Below are 16,816 nucleotides of genomic sequence, written 5' to 3' on the forward strand. Positions count from 1 at the left end.
GTAGTCGATGTGCACGCTCATGTCTCCGTACCGGCCGTTGACACCTTGACAGCCGGACATCCCGGAATGCGTGCCTTCATGGAAGCGGCCCGGCAGATCCAGGGGCCGGAGTCCGTCGAAGTGAGCCTGGAGATGGTCACCGGGGTGATGCCGTCGATGACCGACGCCGAACGACGCCTCGCCCACATGGACGCCTCGCGAGTGGACGTCCAGGTGATCTCGGTGAACCCGATGCAGTACCACTCCTGGGCACCCCTCGCCCTGGCCCGCGAGGTGGTGGAGGCCACCCACGAGGGAATCACGGAGCACCGCGCCCAGTGCCCGGAACGGCTCACCGGCCTCGGTGTCATCCCACTTCAACACCCCGAACTCACGGTGTGGGCCCTGGAGGACGCCGTCCTCAAACATGGTTTTGCGGGTGCCGAACTCCCCACGCATGCCCACGGGGTCGACTTCTCCGACGAACGGCTGACCCCCCTGTGGAAGCGCGCCGAGGAACTGGAGGCGCTGCTGTTCGTCCATCCCATGGGCACCACGGTCGGAGAGCGCCTCGGCAAGTGGAATCTCCACAACACCGTGGGCCAGCCCTTCGAACACGCCATCGCCTTGTCCCACCTCATCTTCGGCGGCGTCCTGGACCGGCACCCCAAGCTCCGGCTTCTCTTCCCGCACGGCGGCGGCTACCTGCCCGGGTACCTCGGCCGCAGCGACCACGCCTGGACCGTCCGGCCGGACGCCCGCGGATGCCGTAAGACCCCCAGCGCCTACCTCCAGGACGTCTACTTCGACTCCTTGGTCCACACCGCGGACCCGCTGCACACACTCATCAGGGCCGCCGGGTCCTCCCGAGTGCTTCTCGGAACCGACTTCCCGTTCGACATGGGCCAGCCCCACCCCGTCGACTGGCTGGGGAGCACGGGTCTCGCGCCCGAGGCACGCGAGGAGATCCTCGAGAAGAACGCGGAAAGCCTCGGCCTGGTGCCCGGCGCCCAGAGAAAGGGACAGTCGTGATAAACCCGCGCAAGACGCGTTTTCGCTGGTCGTCAGATCGGACGGAGGACCGGTTCACCGTCCACGACCCGTCGACCGGCAGGCCGTGCGCCCTGGTGCAGGGCGGCGGACCCCCCGAGGTGGACGAGGCGGTACGGGCCGCCCGCGCGGCGCAGCGCTCCTGGAACACGCGCCCGCCGGCCGAGCGCAGCCAGTACCTGAAGAAGGCCGCGGACCTCCTGCGGGAACACGCGGACGAACTGGCCGAACTCGAGTCCCAGGAAATCGGCAAGCCCTTCCAGCAGGCACGGTTCAACGACCTGCCGGCCGCCGCGGGGATCTTCGAGTTCTTCGCAGGAGCGGTTCACGACCTGCCCGGCTCGGCGCGCGCCTCCAACCGGATCCTGGACGTGACCACCCTGACCCCCTACGGCGTGGTCGTAGCGATCATCCCGTTCAACTGGCCGCCCATCCACACCGCAGGCAAGATCGCCCCGGCCCTGGCAGTCGGCAACGCCGTCGTCCTCAAGCCACCGGAGCAAGGCGCCCTGACGACCCTGCGGATCGTGGATCTGCTGCGGGAGATACTGCCGGACGACGTGGTCCACGCCGTACCCGGCGGCGCGTCCACCGGCGCGGCCCTGGTCACCCACCCCCTCATCGGCAAAGTGTCCTTCACCGGCGCACCATCCACCGGGTCCGCCGTCCTGAAGGCCACCGCGGACAACCTCACACCGGCCGTGATGGAACTCGGCGGGAAGAACGCGATGATCGTGTTCGCGGACGCCGACCTCGACGCGGCGGTCGCCACCGCGCTGGAGGGCGGCTTCTACAACCAGGGCGAAGCGTGCACTGCGGCCTCCCGGCTGCTGGTCGAACGGCCCGTGTACGAGGAGTTCCTGACCCGGTTCTGCCCGCCCGTGACCCGACTGCGAGTGGGTGCGGCCCTGCACCCCGAAACCCACGTCGGGCCGCTGGTCACCGCCACCCAACAACTGCGCGTCCTCCACTACCTGGCGATCGGCGAGGAAGAGGGTGCCCGGATCGCCGCCCGTGCCCCGCTTCCGGACGACCCGGACCTCGCAGACGGCTTCTACGTCGCACCCACTGTCTTCCGCGACGTGAAGCCCGGTATGCGGATCGCCCGCGAGGAGATCTTCGGACCCGTCGTGACGGTCATCCCCTTCGACTCCGCTGCCGAGGCCATCACCATCGCCAACGACACCGACTTCGGCCTGGTCGGCTCCGTCTTCACCACCGACCACCCGCTCGCCCTTGACCTCGCCGACCAACTCGACGTCGGCATCGTCATGGTCAACAACTACAACCGGTCACTGAGCGGCGCACCCTTCGGCGGCACCAAGCACAGCGGCTTCGGACGGGAACACGCCAAGGAGACCCTGGCCGACTTCGGCTACACCAAGACAGTCCGCCTGCCCATCGGCCGCAACCCCGACCCCCTCTGGCCCGCCGTACGCGAGGTGCTCCGATCCACCGAGGACACCACGGGGGAGCGGACCTCCTGATGCCGTGGGACATCTCCCGTACCGGCACCCGGAGCACGGCACACCTGTGTCCCCCGCGACGGTGAGACCGTCAACAGCCTTCCCCCGTCCCTCACCCGCCCCGCCGCAACAGGATGCGTCGACCGAGGCGGTCCGGACAGCACCGCACAGTCCGCCGGACGTGTCCCCACCCGACACACGGCCACCTCACGTACGGCCCGGCACGGCGGAGCATCGCGCAAACCCACCGTCCTTCCGGCACCGGATCACCGCACCGACACCGTCCACGCACGGCCGACCTCTCCGGCTGCGGCGGACAGCACCTTCACCGCACCCGAGGCCACCGCACCCCCGCGGACGACAGCACCAGCCGGCCCCGGAGCACCCTCCGGCATAAGCCACCCGCGCGGGAAACACACCGGTTTGGGCAACCGGGCCCTCTCACCCCCATACCGCACCCCCGCGCCGGCCGGTTCCCCATCCCCTCCCCGCTGGGTCACAGGCCCACGACAGGCGTCACGCCCCCGCCCTCGAACAGCCCGAAGGTTCATCGTTCCGCCCGGAACCGTTACTCACAGAATGAGACAACACACCATGGCATCGACCCGCACCTTGATCGTCGGAGGCACCGTCCTCCACGGACCAGCACTGACCGGCACCTTCCGCAAGGCCGATGTGCTCATCGAGCATGACACGATCACAGCGATCGGAAGCCGCCTGCCCGCTGACGACGCAGAGGTCATCCCCGCCGACGGCGCCTTCGTCCTCCCCGGCTTCGTCGACACCCACGCCCACCTGTGGGAAGCCACCATGCGGGGCCTCACCTCGGACTGGAACCTGGCCGAATTCTTCTGGGGCGTCCGCGTCAACCACACCGCCCTCCACACCCCCGAAGACCTGTACGCCGGTGTCTACGCGGGCGCCCTCGCTTCCCTGGACAGCGGCACCACGACCTCGCTCGACCACGCGCACGCCATCCTGACCCCCGAACACGCCGATGCCATGCTCGAAGGCGTCGGCGCATCGGGAATGCGGACCGTCTGGGCCTACGGGCTCACCGGCGCCCCGACTCCGGACCCGGCCTTCGCCTCGCCCGAGGACCGCTTCCGTGACCTGCGCCGCATCCGCGCGGCCCACACCGACGGCCGGCTCTGTCTCGGCGTCGCCGTCAACGACCCGCTCGCCGTGGCCTGGCAGGTCACCGAGCAGGAGTACGCCCTCGCCAAGGAACTGGACCTCCTGGTCACCGGCCACCTCAACTCCGTACCCACACCCCAGCGCGTCCCCGAGGCCGTCCTGCTCCACCGCGGAGGGCTGCTGGGGCCCCGGCAGGTGTACTCCCACGCCAACACCAGTTCCGACGAGGAACTGGGCCTGCTCGCCGTGGCGGGCGCCGCCGTGTCCTGCACCCCGGAGTCCGAGGCACAGATGGGCATGGGCTTTCCCGTCCTCGGCCGCGCCCGCGCCGCCTCCGTGACGGTCGGCCTCGGCTCCGACCTCCAGGCCAACAACTCCCCGGACGCTTTCACACAGATGAGGCTGGCGCGGCACCTCGACATCGCGCATACCAGCCGGCCGATACTGGAGACAGCCGGCTTGACGGGACTGGGCAAAGTCTCGGTCACCACCCGGGAGGCCCTGCACCTGGCCACGATGGGCGGGGCCGAAGCCCTCGGTATGGCCGACCGGATCGGCTCTCTGGAACCCGGTAAAGCCGCCGACCTCATCCTGCTCCGCAACGACTCGCCCCGCCAGCGACCGATCGTCGACCCGTTCGCCACCGTCGTCGAACACAGCGGGGTGGGTGACATCGACCGGGTCCTGATCGCCGGAGAGACGGTGAAGGCGAACGGCAGGCTCGTCGGCGGAACCGGAGAACGTGCCGTCCGGCTGGTCGAAGCGGCATGGGAACGCCTCAGCGACCGCATGGCCGAGCGCGGCGGTCCCAGCCCGGCGATGCCCGACGGCGTACTGGAGGCGGCGGCCGCGTCCATGGCGCCCAACCTGCCCGAGTGGTTCTCCGCCTGACAACCGGGACTCGGCCTCGCGAGCCCCAGCCGGAGCGCTGGCCCCTCGACTGTTCGAGGCCGGCTCGTGCAGCGCGATGACCAGCCGGGCATGGGCATGGGCAGTGGTCGCCTACAGCAGTGAGCTGGTCGGATATCTGTGAACGAGCAGTGGCCGCGGGTGTCCACCAACCGGCGATAGACCACGGATGCCTTGTGCGCGGCGAGGTTGTCGCGGATCACGCCGACCGCCAGGCCGGAAGCGAGCCTGGCGGTCGATCCCATCAAGGAAATCGCCGAAGCCGAGACCGCCCGGTGCCGCGGCACAGCTCCCCGGGCGCTGTCCAACGCAGCGAACAACGAAATCCTCACCGAAGAGCGCAAGGAGACCATGCCGGCTTCTGGACCCGCACGAACCCGTTCTTCGCCGCCCACGTCAGCACCGTCGAGCGGGTCCCGACCGACAACGGCGCCTGCTACCCATCGAAGCCCTTCACCCAGACCCTCAGCATGGCCGGCATCGCCCGCAAGAAGATCTGCCCCCTGCCGCCCCCGGGTCAGCGGAAGGTCGAGTGCGTCGGTCTCCAAGGAGGAGCGGCCCAACCCGGCTGCCTCGCTCGATCAGGCATGCCGGCCGTGGTTCCGGTCGTGTCTCGTTCAGAGACCGATGACCATCGGCTTCAGTCCTTCAGCGCTGTTCGCGATGGACTGATCAACGCAGATCGAGTACAGCCTTCCCGGTGATTCCGTTCTCGACGGCCCGGTGCGCGGCGGCGACATCGTCGAGGCTGAAGGAATGCACCGGCAGTGGCGTGAGGGTGTCTTCGCGCAGGGCCGTGGTGATGTCGGCGGCGGCGCGCAGCAGCGCGTCCCGCGGTTCGGTGAGAAACAGCGCGAACCGCAGCACCAGGTTGGACCACATGAGCCGGAAGACCGGCAGGGTCGGGTCGTCGGGCCGTGCTGCGTAGGTCACGATGGTGGCTCCCGGGCCGGCGACGGCCAGGTCCAGTTCGAGGTTGTCCGTCAGCGAGACCTCGATGATCCGGTCGACAGGCCCGACTCCGTCGAGGATCTGCTGGGCGGCGTCGGCGTCGCGGTAGTTCACGACGAGGTCTGCGCCCGCGGCCTTGGCCAACGCGGCCTTTTCCGGCCCACTGACCGTCGTCACGATCCGTGCGCCGGCGATCCGGCCGAGTTCGATGGCGTAGTGCCCGACAGCGCCCGCACCGGCCGCGACCAGTATGGTGCGGTCGCGGAGCGAGCCGTCGGCGTGCAGGCACCAGTGCGCGGTCATCGCCGGGATGCCGAGGCAGGCTCCGAGCTCGTCGGAGATTCCGTCCGGCAGCACAACGGCCTGTTCGGACGGCACTACGGTCCACTGCGCCGCCGTCCCCCACGGATGGCCTGCGCCGGCCATCCAGATCCACACGCGTTCGCCGACCCGGCTCTGGTCGACGCCTGCGCCGACCGCGTCGATGGTGCCCGTGCCGTCCTGGTGCGGGATGCGGCCCGTGTACGCGCCGACGCGCTGGAAGTCCTGCCGGGTGGAGTTCAGCCGCATGAACATGTCGCCCGGGTTGATCGCGGAGAGAGCGACGCGGACGCGGACCTGGCCGGGGCCTGGCTCGGGGCGTTCGACGTCCAGCACCCGCAGCACGCTTCTGGCGGGACCCGGCGTGTCGTAGAAGGCTGCCCTCATTGTTTCGTATCTCCTCTTGGTTGTGGCACGGTCCACAGCACTGGCAGGGACCGTGCAGGTCATCACGGCGGGGCCGGTAACGTGTCGTGGTCCGCGAGATCGCCGCCTCTCGGACGGTCGGCAGAGACGGGTCGAAGGTGCCGCACACCATCAGCGGGTCCGATCGTGTTCGTCCCGTGTCGCGGCCAGGGGCTGGGACTTCCGGCTGCTTTACGTCAGTGGGCTGTTCGCCGAGGTATGAATCACACGGCTGGCCGCGGGGTCACCGGGGGCGACGAGGCGCACCCGTCTCCTCCTGCCGGTGGCATCGGCGCAAACGGATCTGTCCGGAGCCTTCCCGGGCCGTGGCTCCCGCTCTACAGGTCGGCGGTGAGGCTTCGCATGACCGACTCCAGGTCGCGCTCGCCCGCAGGGGTCTGCGCGCCGTGCTCCAGTGCCCCTGCCATGAGCCGTGCCGGCAGATCCCCGCTCACCAGTTCGGCCCATGTGTCGTTTTCCGCTCGCAGGCCGTCGGCCAGGTCCGCCGGGGGAACCAGCCGCTTGACTGCGGTGATGAGTTCCGGGGAGAGCGCGGCGATCTTCTCCGCCACCCCGTCGACGAACGCGTCCAGTCCGGCCGCGGGTACCGCACGATTGATCCATCCGTAGGCGGCTGCGGTGTCCGCATCAACCAGGTCACCGGTGAGCAGCAGTTCCAGCGCCCGGTTGCGTCCGACCCGCTCGCCCAGGTATTGCGTTCCTCCGCCGCCCGGCACGATACCCATCAACACCTCGCTCTGGCCGATGCCCGCGGTTTCCCGCGCGGCGAAGGTCATGTCGGCTGCGGCGATGAACTCGGCGCCGCCGGCTCGCGCCTTGCCCGCCAGCTTGACGATCGTCACCTGCGGCTGGCGACGTACCAGTTCGCCGACCCCTTGGAAAATGTTGGCGTCCGGGATGCGGTCGGCGATCTCCTGCAGTTCGTCCATCTCGTCGAGGATGTGGATGTCGACGTGTGCGATGAAGAACTCGGGGTTGGCGCTGGAGAACACGATGACGCGGACACTGCGGTCGTCCCGCAGCTTTGCCAGGAGGTCGTGCAGTTCGCGGATCAGAGTTCCGCTGAGCACGTTGACGGGGGGATTGTCCAGGGTGATCCGCGCGACTCCGGCATCGATGGCGACGTGGAGCGTCGTGTACTGGTCGAGGTTCATGTGTGTCCAAGGTTTGCGGTGAGCCAGTAGGTTTGCAACGCATACCAACCCTGGCCTCCGCGCCGTGAACGGTCAATAACGCACTTTTCGACAACCAAGGATCTTGATGGATACCAGCCCCACGCCCCCGCCTCACTCCGCCGTTCCGCGATTCGCTGCTGAGTGTCCGAGCCGTCCCATCCTCGATCAGATCTCCGACAAGTGGTCGATGATGGTCATGGCGGTCCTGGAACAACCGACACGGTTCAACGGGATCAAGCGACAGCTGGAGGGCGTCACACAGCGAGTACTGACCCAGACACTGAGAAGACTCGAACGCAACGGCATGATCCAGCGCAGGGTGCTCGAAACCTCCCCGCTTGGCGTGGAGTACTCCCTCACACCGCTCGGCGAGTCGTTCCGCGGCCCCTTCACATGCCTGCACAAGTGGACGATCGAGCACAGCGACGAGGTCCTGTCGGCGCAGCAGGCGTACGACGCTCGGTCATCGGGACGGTAGCCGTCTACGGATTCCCCCGAGGGTCCCGGAGACGGGGCGGGCGCAGATGGCCACATGGGGTCGAGCCAGATGCTTGATCGAGCGGATGATGGCTTGGCTCGCCAGGGCGCTTCGCCTGCGTCGCTGCCTTGACCCCGGAGTGCTCGGCACCGTGGGGCCGGGCGGCACCCATGGCGATCGGGGGGGGCAGCAGATTCCGTCCTTGCGGCGCTTTCCGGCAGATGCGCCGGGGCCGCCCGCCAGCGCACCGGCAGGGGAGATGGGTCGTGGGCCCGGCGCTGGGCCTCCTCCCGCCGCAACCTGCGGGAGGCGTCGGTGGCCAGGGCGTCCACGGCCTCGGCCAGCGTGCTGCCTCGCGCCGGGGCCCGGACCGCGGGCGGCGGTGCGGGGGCAGGTTCCGGCGCCGGGTTCTTCGGTACGTGGTGCGTGCCGCCCGGCGTTTCTGTGAGCGCGCGCCGGTCCTCGGGGCCGGCCTCCAGGGCATCGGCCAGCAGGTTGACCGTCCCCAGCCGGTGGTCGGCCGATCTGCCGTTCTTCAGCCTTCGGATGGTGCTCACGCTCCCGTCGGACCGTTCCGCCAACTGTTCCTGTGTCATGCCGGAGTGCTGGCGCAATCGGCTTAGTAGCGGGCCGAGTTGACCGCTCACACACCCTCCGTTTCGCAGGCGGTTCCGCCTCGCGGAAGCCTCGATGAGTGAGTCCGATGTTTGTGCTGGCCGCGACCATGGCGAAGGGCGTCCGTTGGCTTGGGAGTGACTCCTGGCCTGGACGCCCTTCTGGCGGCACTGTACGTGTTCAGCGACGACCATGTGGCTCCTGTTCGCCGGATCGGCGACCCCCCCAAACTGACAGACGCCGAACTGCTGTGCCTGGCGGTCGCGCAGGTCCTCCTCGGTTTCCACTCCACACGGCACTGGATCCGCTTCGCCCACGCACGCCTGCCGCACCTGTTCCGCTCCCTGCCCCAGCAGTCCGGCTACACGAAACGCCTCAACGCCGCGGGTCCGCTGATCTCACAGGTCATCGAGGCGTTGGCCAGGCAGGTACCCACCTGGCACGACGACCTGCGGCTGATCGACTCCACACCACTGCCGTGCGCGGCCTCCCGCGAGACCGTCAAGCGTTCCGCCCTGGCTGGACACGCCGGATACGGCTACTGCCGCAGCCACTCCCGCTTCTTCTGGGGCTTCCGCCTCTACCTGGTGACCACGGCCGAGGGCATGCCCGTGACCTGGTGCCTGGCGCATCCGAAACTGGGCGAGCGGGAGGCGATGACCGCGCTGCTGGAACGCGACCACCGCCTCGTCCGTGCCGGTTACGGCTCCTGGTCCTTGCCTCAGCGATCTGGCACAACTGGGCCACAGAAGCGCCGGTCAAACGGTCACTGATCGCCTACGACCACTGAAACATCGGACTCACTCATCCAGGTGGAGGGACCACGAGCGTTGTTCACACTCGTGATCCGTACACCTGGCCACCGGCTCACGGGCGGGACCCTCACCCGGGCACGGCCACGGAACCCGCCGGCCCGACCGGCGTGCGGTGCGGCGACGTGGTGTCGCAGGACGCGTCCGGTACCCCCTGCGGGGATCACCAGACGACATGGGCCGCCACGGGGCGGTGGTCGCTCGCGGTGGCCGGCAGCACCCACGCGCTGCTCGTCTCCACGCCCCGCACCAGAATCTGGTCGGGCCGCACCACCGGGAAGCGCGCCGGCCAGCTGAAGCCGAAGCCCGCCCCGGCCTGTTCCTGAGCCGAGTCCAACTGCTCGGTCAGAGCGCCGAACGCGCGGTCGTCCATGGTGCCGTTCAGATCGCCCAGCAGCACCACCCGCTCGATCCCTTCCGCTGTGACCGCTTCACCCAGCGCCCGCGCCCCCACGTCCCGGGTACCCGTCCGGAAGCCGCTCCCGGGGACGACGCGTACCGACCCCAGATGGGCGACGTACAGGGCCAGCGGCCCCCGGTCCGTCGCCACCGTGGTGCGCAGCGCCCGGGCCGGGAGCATGCCGATGTCCACGGTCTCGGTGTCCGACAGCGGCAGCCTGCTCCACAGCCCCACCGTGCCCCGGACCTCGTGGTAGGGGTAGCCGGAGGCCAGCTCCTGCTCGTAGCCGGCCCTGGCCTGCTCGGTCAGTTCCTGGAGCGCCAGGATGTCCGCTCCGGAGGCGGCCAGCTCGCGGGCGGTGGCCGCCGGGTCGGAGTTGTCGGCGTCGACGTTGTGGCTGACCACGGTGAGGCCCTCCTCCGCGCCGGTGGCCCGGGATCTGTCGCCCAGCAGGCCGCCGAAGAGGTTCAGCCACACCAGGGCGGGCAACAGCAGCGCGATCACCGCCGGGGCGGAGCGGCGCCACAGCGCCCCGGCCAGCAGCACCGGGACGAACAGGCCGAACCAGGGCAGGAAGGTCTCCACCAGGCTGCCCAGGCCCCCGGGCCGGTCGGGGATCCAGGAATGCAGAAGCAGGAAGAGGCCGAGCAGCAGGGCCAGCGCGGTGAGCACCGGCCCGCGTGTCCAGGTACGCGGCCGCGACGCCCGGCGGGGCGGTGCCGACGGCGAGGTGTGGTTCATGTCGCCAGTCAAGGAGGCGGGCTGTTGCCGGCGGGTATGTGTTTTCCGATACGAGGACCATATGTGCTGGCTTGTAGCATCAATCGTATGCGTGTACTGATCGTGGAGGACGAGCTCTATCTGGCGGAGGCGATCCGTGATGGCCTGCGTCTGGAGGCGATCTCCGCCGATATCGCGGGTGACGGAAATACCGCGCTGGAATTGCTGGGCACGAACGCCTACGACATGGCCGTCCTCGACCGGGACATTCCCGGCCCTTCCGGGGACGAGGTCGCCAGACGCATTGTGGCCTCGGGCAGCGGAACGCCGATCGTCATGCTCACCGCCGCCGATCGAATCGACGACAAGGCGTCCGGCTTCGGACTCGGCGCCGACGACTATCTGACCAAACCCTTCGACATGCAGGAACTCGTCCTGCGGCTCAGAGCACTCGACCGCAGGCGGGCTCACAGCCGGCCCCCGGTACGGGAAATCGCCGGACTGCGTGTGGATCCCTTCCGCCGCGAGGTTTATCGCGACGACCGCTATGTCGCACTGACCAGAAAACAATTCGCCGTACTCGAAGTCCTCGTCGCGGCCGAGGGCGGCGTCATCAGCGCCGAAGAACTCCTCGAACGGGCCTGGGACGAAAACGCCGACCCGTTCACCAACGCCGTACGCATCACCGTCTCGGCCCTGCGCAAGCGCCTGGGCGAACCCTGGATCATCGCCACCGTCCCGGGCGTCGGCTACCGCATCGACGTGCCGCCCCGGGGCGGACGCGAGGAACCGCACCGTGGGTAGAGCGCCCGGGCTGAGTGTCCGCTTCAAGCTCACCCTCAGTTACGCGGGGTTCCTGATGCTGGCCGGCGGGCTGCTGCTCGCCGCCGTGGGGGCATTCCTGGTGCGCGAGGGGTGGCTGCAGACCAATGACGAAGGCGCGTGGCGGGTGACTCCGGGCACCGACTTCGTGCGCGGCTTCGCACCGGTGGCGGCCGCCGTCATGGTGTTCCTGCTCGTGTTCGGCCTCGTGGGCGGCTGGATCCTCGCCGGCCGGATGCTGGCCCCGCTGGATCGCATCACCCACGCCACCCGCACGGCCGCCACGGGATCGCTCTCGCACCGCATCCGGCTCCCGGGCCGCCAGAACGAGTTCGCCGAACTTGCCGACGCCTTCGACACGATGCTGGCACGGGTCGAGGCGCACGTCGCCGAACAGCAGAGGTTCGCGGCCAACGCCTCGCACGAGTTGCGCACCCCGCTGGCGATCTCGAAATCCCTCCTCGACGTGGCCCACACCGATCCTGACCGGGTCACCGGAGAACTCGTCGAACGACTCCGCACCGTGAACACCCGGGCGATCGACCTCACCGAGGCCCTGCTCCTGCTCAGCCGCGCCGAGGGGCGGGCCTTCGCCCGCGAACACCTCGACCTGTCCCTGCTGGCGGAAGAAGCCACCGAAACACTGCTGCCCTTCGCCGAGCAGCACGGCGTCACCCTCGAAACCGGCGGCGATGTCGCCCCCACCACCGGATCCCCGGCGCTGCTGCTCCAGCTGACCACCAACCTCGTGCACAACGCGGTCGTCCACAACCTGCCAACGGGCGGCCGCGTGTGGGTCCGTACCCATGCCCGTTCCGATGCCGTGATGCTCACGGTCGAGAACACCGGCGAGCACATCACCCCCCAACTGGCCGCGACCCTCACCGAACCCTTCCGACGCGGCACCGACCGCGTCTCCGCCGGCCACGGCGGCGTCGGACTCGGCCTGGCCATCGCCAGCACCATCACCCAGGCGCACGACGGCCGCCTCACCCTCACCCCGCGCCCGGCCGGCGGGCTGCGCGTCACCGTGGAACTGTCCCCCGCGCACCGCCTATCGTCCGCATATCGAAAACCGCATACGAGCGCGTAACACAGCACTGCCTTGACTGGGCGGCATGACCTCCCCCCAACGCGAACCAGCACGACGGCTGACCGTCGTGCCGATCACCACGACCGAGCACCTCGCCTTCATCCGGGCCCGGACGTCGGTGAGTTTCCTCCAGACCCCGGCCTGGGGCCGCCTCAAGAGCGAGTGGCGCAGCGAGTCACTGGGCTGGTACGAGAACGGGCGCCTGGTCGGCGCCGGCCTCGTCCTGCACCGCCCCGTGCCACGCCTCCAACGCTGGACACTGGCCTATCTCGCCCAGGGCCCGGCGATCGAGTGGAACGGTGCACTCGGCCCCTGGCTGGACCCGCTCGCCGCCCATCTGAAGGCACGCGGTGCGTTCGCGGTACGGCTCGGCCCGCCGCTGCGCACGGACACCTGGAGCGCCCAGGAGGTCAAGGAGGGCATCGCCGCCCCGGGCGTCAAGCGGCTCACCGACCTCTCCGCCCGGCGGAAGGACCCGCTCGGCACCACGGTGAGCGACCGGCTGGCGGCGGCCGGCTGGCTGCCGCAGAGCCCGGCGGACGGTTTCGGAGCCGGCCAGCCGCAGTACACGTACGAGATTCCGCTGGCCGGGCGGAGCGAGGCGGACCTGCTGCGCGGCATGAACCAGCTCTGGCGCCGCAACATCAAGAAGGCGGCCAGGGAAGGTGTGGAGGTCACCTCCGCCGGGGCCGCGGCGGCCAGGGACCTGGCGGCCTTCCACGAGCTGTACCTCCACACCGCCGAGCGGGACCGCTTCACCCCCCGGCCGCTGGACTACTTCACCGCCATGTTCGCCGAGCTGAACGCCGAGGACCCCGAACGGATCAGGCTCTATATGGCGCGCCACCGGGGCGACCCGGTGGCCGGGGCGATCCTGGTGCGGGTCGGCACCCACGCCTGGTACACCTACGGCGCCTCCTCCACCGTGAAGCGCGAGGTGCGCGGCTCCAACGCCTGCCAGTGGGCGATGATCCGGGAAGCGCTGGCGGGCGGCTGTGAGGTCTACGACCTGCGCGGCATCACCTCGACCCTGGACACGGACGACCCGCAGGTCGGGCTGATCCAGTTCAAGACCGGCACCGGTGGCCAGGCGGTGCGGTACGTGGGCGAGTGGGACCTGCCGCTGCGGCCGGCGGTCTACCGGGCCTTCGACCTCGTCATGCGGCGACGGAGCCGCGGACGCTGACGGCAACCCCGGGCGCCAGCGGGAAGTCGAAATAGGTGTCCGGGTACGGCTCGTCCCTGAGGGTGTAGTGCCACCATTCGCTCTCGTACGGCTGGAAGCCGCAGGACCCCATCAGGGAACGGAGCCGCCGCCGGTTTTCCGCCGCGGCCCGGGTGATCCCGACCGCTCCGTGATGGGAGAGCGGATCCATGAGGTCGTGGTCGCCGCCCATGGGCAGGAGTTCACCGGTGGTCAAGTGGTAGAGCGTCAGATCGACCGTACTGCCGCGACTGTGACCCGACCTGGTGGCCACATAGCCGTGCTCGAACATGTCAGCCCGGTCGATGTTCGGATAGTGCCGGGCCTTGGTCCGGCCGTCCTCCGGCTGCCGTGACCAGCGGACGAAGCCGTCCACGGCGCGCTGGGGACGGTAGGCGTCCCACAGGAGCAGCCCGAGGCCGAGGGAGGCCGCCTCCTGCTGTGCCCGCGTCAGGGCCGCGCACAGCGCCGTGGTACCGGCGACGCGGTTGGCCAGATACCCGTCCACCGGTTTACCGGTGAAGTTGTCCCAGGTGGCGTACTTGGCGTCCCAGCGGATGCCGGGGATGTACTCGTCCAGGAAGACGAAGTCCTCACGCACGGGCTTCTCCCGTCAGCGCCAGGGAGACCACGCGGTCGATCACGGCCGAGAGCGGGATCCCGGCGGCTTCCATCATTCTCGGGTAACGACTGTAGGAGGTCAGGCCGGGCAGGGTGTTCACCTCGTTGAGCACCACCGTGCCCTCGTCGGTGAGGAACATGTCCACCCGGGCGAGTCCCCCGCATCCCAGGGCACGGTAGACCCTCTTCGCGGTCTCCCGGACGAGGTCGCGCGAGGCCGCCGGGATGTCGGCGGGCACCAGGGGAGTGGAGTTCTCAGAGCCGCTTTCCGGATCGTCCTCCTGGTGGATTCTGAAGAAGCCGTGGGAGAGCGCCATCCGGTCCACCTCGCCCGTGATCGGTTCCGGGCCGTTGCCGAGGACCGCGCAGCCGACCTCACCACCGACGACAGCCCCTTCGATCAGCACCTTGGAGTCGTACCGCCGAGCGGTCTCCACGGCGGCCGGCAGTTCGTCCGCGCGGGTCACCTTGCTGACGCCGAAAGACGACCCCGACCGGGCCGGCTTCACGAAGACGGGATACCCCAGCCGCTCGGCGTCCACGGACTCACCCGCGGTCACGACCCGGAATTCCGGGGTGGCGATGCCCGCGCTCCGGGCGACGAGGTAGGTGAGGGACTTGTCCATGCACAGCGCGGAACTCTGGATGTCGCAGCCGGCGTAGGGAATGCCGGAGAGCTCCAGCAGCCCCTGGATCGCACCGTCCTCGCCGTGGGTGCCGTGCAGAACCGGCAGCACCGCGTCCAGGGCGACGGTACCGTACCGGCCCCGCTCCAGGACGAGCAGTCCGCCGGCGGTGCCGTCGGGCGACAGCACCGCGCTGGGGCCCTCGCCCTGGTCCCAGCCCGGTCCGGGATCGGCGCAGAGCTTCCAGGCGCCGCTCCTGGTGATGCCGATGAAGAACGGTTCGTACCGGGCGGGATCGATATGCCTCGCCACTTCCCGGGCGGACTTGACGGAGACATCGTGTTCTTCGGAACGGCCTCCGAAGACGATGCCGAGTTTCACTTCAGCCATGGTGGTGGTCGCTTTCGAATGTCAGACAGTTGATGAGAGAGTTCTCCACGGTGTCGCGCAGGGCGCGCTCCGTGTAATAGGCGGAATGCGGACTGATCAGCACATTCGGCATGCGTTGCAGCCGTTGCAGCCGGACCAGCGAGGCGGTGTCCGGCGGCCGGTCCCGGTGATCGGCGTAGAAGATTCCTTCTTCGCCCTCGACCACGTCCAGGGCCGCGCCGCCCACCCGGCCGCTTTCCAGCGCGGACACGAGGGCATCGGTGTCGATGAGCGCTCCGCGTCCGGTATTGATGACGAACGCGCCGTGTTTCAGGAGTCCGATACGGTCCCGGTCCAGCAGGTGGTGGGTCGCGGCGGTGAGCGGTGTGTGGAGCGTGACCACATCGCTGTGCCGGAGCACTTCGGGGAGCGGGACGTTGCCGGCCCCGGCGCCGCGGTTGGTGTGCGCGAGGACCCGGCAGCCGAAGCCCCGCAGCCGGTCCAGCACCGCCGTCCCGATGCGCCCGGCGCCCAGGACCCCGACGGTCAGATCGCGCAGATCCCGTCCGCGCCTGTCGGGCAGCCGGTAATCGTGGCGGTCCGTGCGCCGGACCATGGGCGCCGCACCGCGCACCGCCATCAGGATCAGCATCAGGGTGTAGTCGGCCACGCCGTCGGGCGAGTAGCGGACATTCTCCACGGACAGGCCGAGACGCGCGGCGTACTCCACATCGATGTGGTCGTATCCGATGCTCCGGGTGGAGATGTACCTCACGCCCGCCCGGCTCAGCGCCGCGAGGGCGGGCCGGCTGATCCGGTGCCGATGACCGACGCTGACGCAGCGGTTTCCGTTCACCGACCCGGCGGTGGCCCCGGAGACCGGTGCCCCGGTGATGGTCGGTGTCACACCGAGACGCGGCGCCAGTTCCCGGAACAGAGCGGCCTCGTCCGCGTCGCAGCCGTAGACGGTGATGCCCGGTCCCGAGGATGGGGAAACGGCCGGTGACCGGCTGCGGCGGAGGGTTGCCCGGGTGGGTTCTCTGTCGTTCACACCGACAGTGAAGGCGGAGCGGTGTTGCCCGCCCGTATGGGATTCTCGATACGCCGACGATACGTACCCCGGCCGGCACCGGGCCGGGGCGGTCACATCTCACGTGCCGCCCCTCGGGCCCGCCCGCCGGACAGCCGTCCCGTTTACCCGGGCCCGGTCGCTGAGGCACCGTGACGTGCCGCCTACGCAGCGGTGGCCACACGGCCCTGCCGGCCAGACCCGTCCGCGCTCCCCTTTGGCCGGCCCCGCCGAAGAAGCTCCCCCCCGCACCACACCGCTGCCTCGCCCAGATCACCCCGGGTAGGGTGCTTTCCCTTCCCTCCTCAAACCCACCAATCAGTCCCGCCGTGCCCATACTGCTCGGTGTCGCCCTGATCGTCGGCGGGCTCTGGTCGGCATTCGACGTCCGGGGCGCCGCGAGTCACCTCGCCCGGAGACAGGGGGAAGAACGAAACCCGGGTCCGATGACGACGACCGGCGAGGTGGCTGATCGAGGTCCACACCATGCGCAGGACCGGCGCCTTCGCGAGCCTCGTCGGGAACCTCTTTCCTGCCGCATTCATCTTTCCGGTCGGAGGGCCGGCCCCTCGT

Annotated in this window: 13 protein-coding genes and 2 pseudogenes; 8 read left to right on the plus strand and 7 right to left on the minus strand. The window is 69.5% G+C overall.

Annotated features, from left to right (window positions below):
* Positions 1-9: 9 nt before the first annotated feature.
* From SXIM_RS26960 to SXIM_RS26970, 3 genes are all read left to right on the plus strand, one after another.
* On the plus strand, positions 10-1,011 hold the full coding sequence (locus tag SXIM_RS26960) for an amidohydrolase family protein (protein WP_246156995.1): 1,002 nt from the start codon (positions 10-12) through the stop codon (positions 1,009-1,011).
* Complete coding sequence (locus SXIM_RS26965; RefSeq protein ID WP_046725319.1) at positions 1,008-2,516, plus strand: aldehyde dehydrogenase family protein; 1,509 nt, start codon at positions 1,008-1,010, stop codon at positions 2,514-2,516. The genes SXIM_RS26960 and SXIM_RS26965 overlap by 4 nt, the downstream gene beginning before the upstream one ends.
* A gap of 573 nt (positions 2,517-3,089) precedes the next feature.
* On the plus strand, positions 3,090-4,523 hold the full coding sequence (locus tag SXIM_RS26970; protein ID WP_052385464.1) for an amidohydrolase family protein: 1,434 nt from the start codon (positions 3,090-3,092) through the stop codon (positions 4,521-4,523).
* A gap of 690 nt (positions 4,524-5,213) precedes the next feature.
* On the opposite strand, the gene SXIM_RS26975 is transcribed toward SXIM_RS26970, so the two are convergent.
* Positions 5,214-6,200: an NADPH:quinone reductase gene (locus SXIM_RS26975; protein ID WP_030738068.1), complete on the minus strand. Its 987-nt coding sequence runs from the start codon at positions 6,198-6,200 to the stop codon at positions 5,214-5,216.
* Between the two features lie 356 nt (positions 6,201-6,556).
* The gene (locus tag SXIM_RS26980; RefSeq protein WP_030738071.1) at positions 6,557-7,393 is read right to left on the minus strand and encodes an enoyl-CoA hydratase/isomerase family protein; all 837 of its coding nucleotides are present in this window, start codon (positions 7,391-7,393) and stop codon (positions 6,557-6,559) included.
* A gap of 106 nt (positions 7,394-7,499) precedes the next feature.
* On the opposite strand from SXIM_RS26980, the gene SXIM_RS26985 reads away from it, so the two are divergent.
* Positions 7,500-7,892 carry a winged helix-turn-helix transcriptional regulator gene (locus tag SXIM_RS26985; RefSeq protein ID WP_030738074.1) on the plus strand — a complete coding sequence of 131 codons (393 nt, stop codon included), beginning with the start codon at positions 7,500-7,502 and terminating at the stop codon, positions 7,890-7,892.
* Positions 7,893-8,350: 458 nt separating this feature from the next.
* Here SXIM_RS26985 and SXIM_RS28660 read toward each other — a convergent pair.
* Positions 8,351-8,701 (minus strand): annotated as a pseudogene (locus SXIM_RS28660) (helix-turn-helix domain-containing protein); the annotation flags it as partial.
* Between SXIM_RS28660 and SXIM_RS26995 the strand changes: the two are divergent.
* Positions 8,645-9,297: pseudogene (locus SXIM_RS26995) on the plus strand (transposase family protein). The pseudogenes SXIM_RS28660 and SXIM_RS26995 overlap by 57 nt on opposite strands.
* Before the next feature lie 185 nt (positions 9,298-9,482).
* Here the strand turns inward: SXIM_RS26995 and SXIM_RS27000 are convergent.
* A complete protein-coding gene (locus SXIM_RS27000; protein ID WP_046725320.1) occupies positions 9,483-10,460 on the minus strand; it encodes an endonuclease/exonuclease/phosphatase family protein in 978 nt (325 codons plus the stop codon).
* A gap of 87 nt (positions 10,461-10,547) precedes the next feature.
* On the opposite strand from SXIM_RS27000, the gene SXIM_RS27005 reads away from it, so the two are divergent.
* Genes SXIM_RS27005 through SXIM_RS27015 form a run of 3 tightly spaced genes read left to right on the plus strand, consistent with a single transcriptional unit; the run spans position 10,548 to position 13,540 of the window.
* Positions 10,548-11,243 (plus strand): response regulator transcription factor, encoded by a 696-nt coding sequence (locus SXIM_RS27005; RefSeq protein WP_030739316.1) that lies wholly within the window; start codon positions 10,548-10,550, stop codon positions 11,241-11,243.
* Positions 11,236-12,354: a sensor histidine kinase gene (locus SXIM_RS27010; protein ID WP_046725321.1), complete on the plus strand. Its 1,119-nt coding sequence runs from the start codon at positions 11,236-11,238 to the stop codon at positions 12,352-12,354. Before SXIM_RS27005 ends, SXIM_RS27010 begins: the two co-directional genes overlap by 8 nt.
* Before the next feature lie 25 nt (positions 12,355-12,379).
* A complete protein-coding gene (locus SXIM_RS27015; RefSeq protein ID WP_046725322.1) occupies positions 12,380-13,540 on the plus strand; it encodes a lipid II:glycine glycyltransferase FemX in 1,161 nt (386 codons plus the stop codon).
* On the opposite strand, the gene vanX is transcribed toward SXIM_RS27015, so the two are convergent.
* The 3 genes from vanX to SXIM_RS27030 are packed head-to-tail and all read right to left on the minus strand — an operon-like array spanning position 13,512 to position 16,147.
* Entirely contained in the window at positions 13,512-14,159 is a 648-nt protein-coding gene (vanX, locus tag SXIM_RS27020) for a D-Ala-D-Ala dipeptidase VanX (RefSeq protein WP_046725323.1), read from the minus strand. The two genes, SXIM_RS27015 and vanX, sit on opposite strands and share 29 nt — an antisense overlap.
* Positions 14,152-15,195, minus strand: coding sequence for a D-alanine--(R)-lactate ligase (gene vanA / locus SXIM_RS27025; RefSeq protein WP_046725324.1), 1,044 nt, complete (start codon positions 15,193-15,195; stop codon positions 14,152-14,154). Before vanA ends, vanX begins: the two co-directional genes overlap by 8 nt.
* Complete coding sequence (locus SXIM_RS27030; RefSeq protein WP_078635935.1) at positions 15,188-16,147, minus strand: NAD(P)-dependent oxidoreductase; 960 nt, start codon at positions 16,145-16,147, stop codon at positions 15,188-15,190. Before SXIM_RS27030 ends, vanA begins: the two co-directional genes overlap by 8 nt.
* Positions 16,148-16,816 lie beyond the last annotated feature (669 nt).

This window comes from Streptomyces xiamenensis, from assembly GCF_000993785.3.
In the GTDB taxonomy this organism is placed as follows: Bacteria; Actinomycetota; Actinomycetes; order Streptomycetales; family Streptomycetaceae; genus Streptomyces; species Streptomyces xiamenensis.

Bases quoted from the DNA above. Each gene is read 5' to 3' on its own strand.
- SXIM_RS26970 (WP_052385464.1), top strand. From the start codon at position 3,090: ATGGCATCGACCCGCACCTTGATCGTCGGAGGCACCGTCCTCCACGGA.
- SXIM_RS26975 (WP_030738068.1), bottom strand. From the start codon at position 6,200: ATGAGGGCAGCCTTCTACGACACGCCGGGTCCCGCCAGAAGCGTGCTG.
- SXIM_RS26980 (WP_030738071.1), bottom strand. From the start codon at position 7,393: ATGAACCTCGACCAGTACACGACGCTCCACGTCGCCATCGATGCCGGA.
- SXIM_RS26985 (WP_030738074.1), top strand. From the start codon at position 7,500: ATGGATACCAGCCCCACGCCCCCGCCTCACTCCGCCGTTCCGCGATTC.
- SXIM_RS27000 (WP_046725320.1), bottom strand. From the start codon at position 10,460: ATGAACCACACCTCGCCGTCGGCACCGCCCCGCCGGGCGTCGCGGCCG.
- SXIM_RS27005 (WP_030739316.1), top strand. From the start codon at position 10,548: ATGCGTGTACTGATCGTGGAGGACGAGCTCTATCTGGCGGAGGCGATC.
- SXIM_RS27015 (WP_046725322.1), top strand. From the start codon at position 12,380: ATGACCTCCCCCCAACGCGAACCAGCACGACGGCTGACCGTCGTGCCG.
- vanA (WP_046725324.1), bottom strand. From the start codon at position 15,195: ATGGCTGAAGTGAAACTCGGCATCGTCTTCGGAGGCCGTTCCGAAGAA.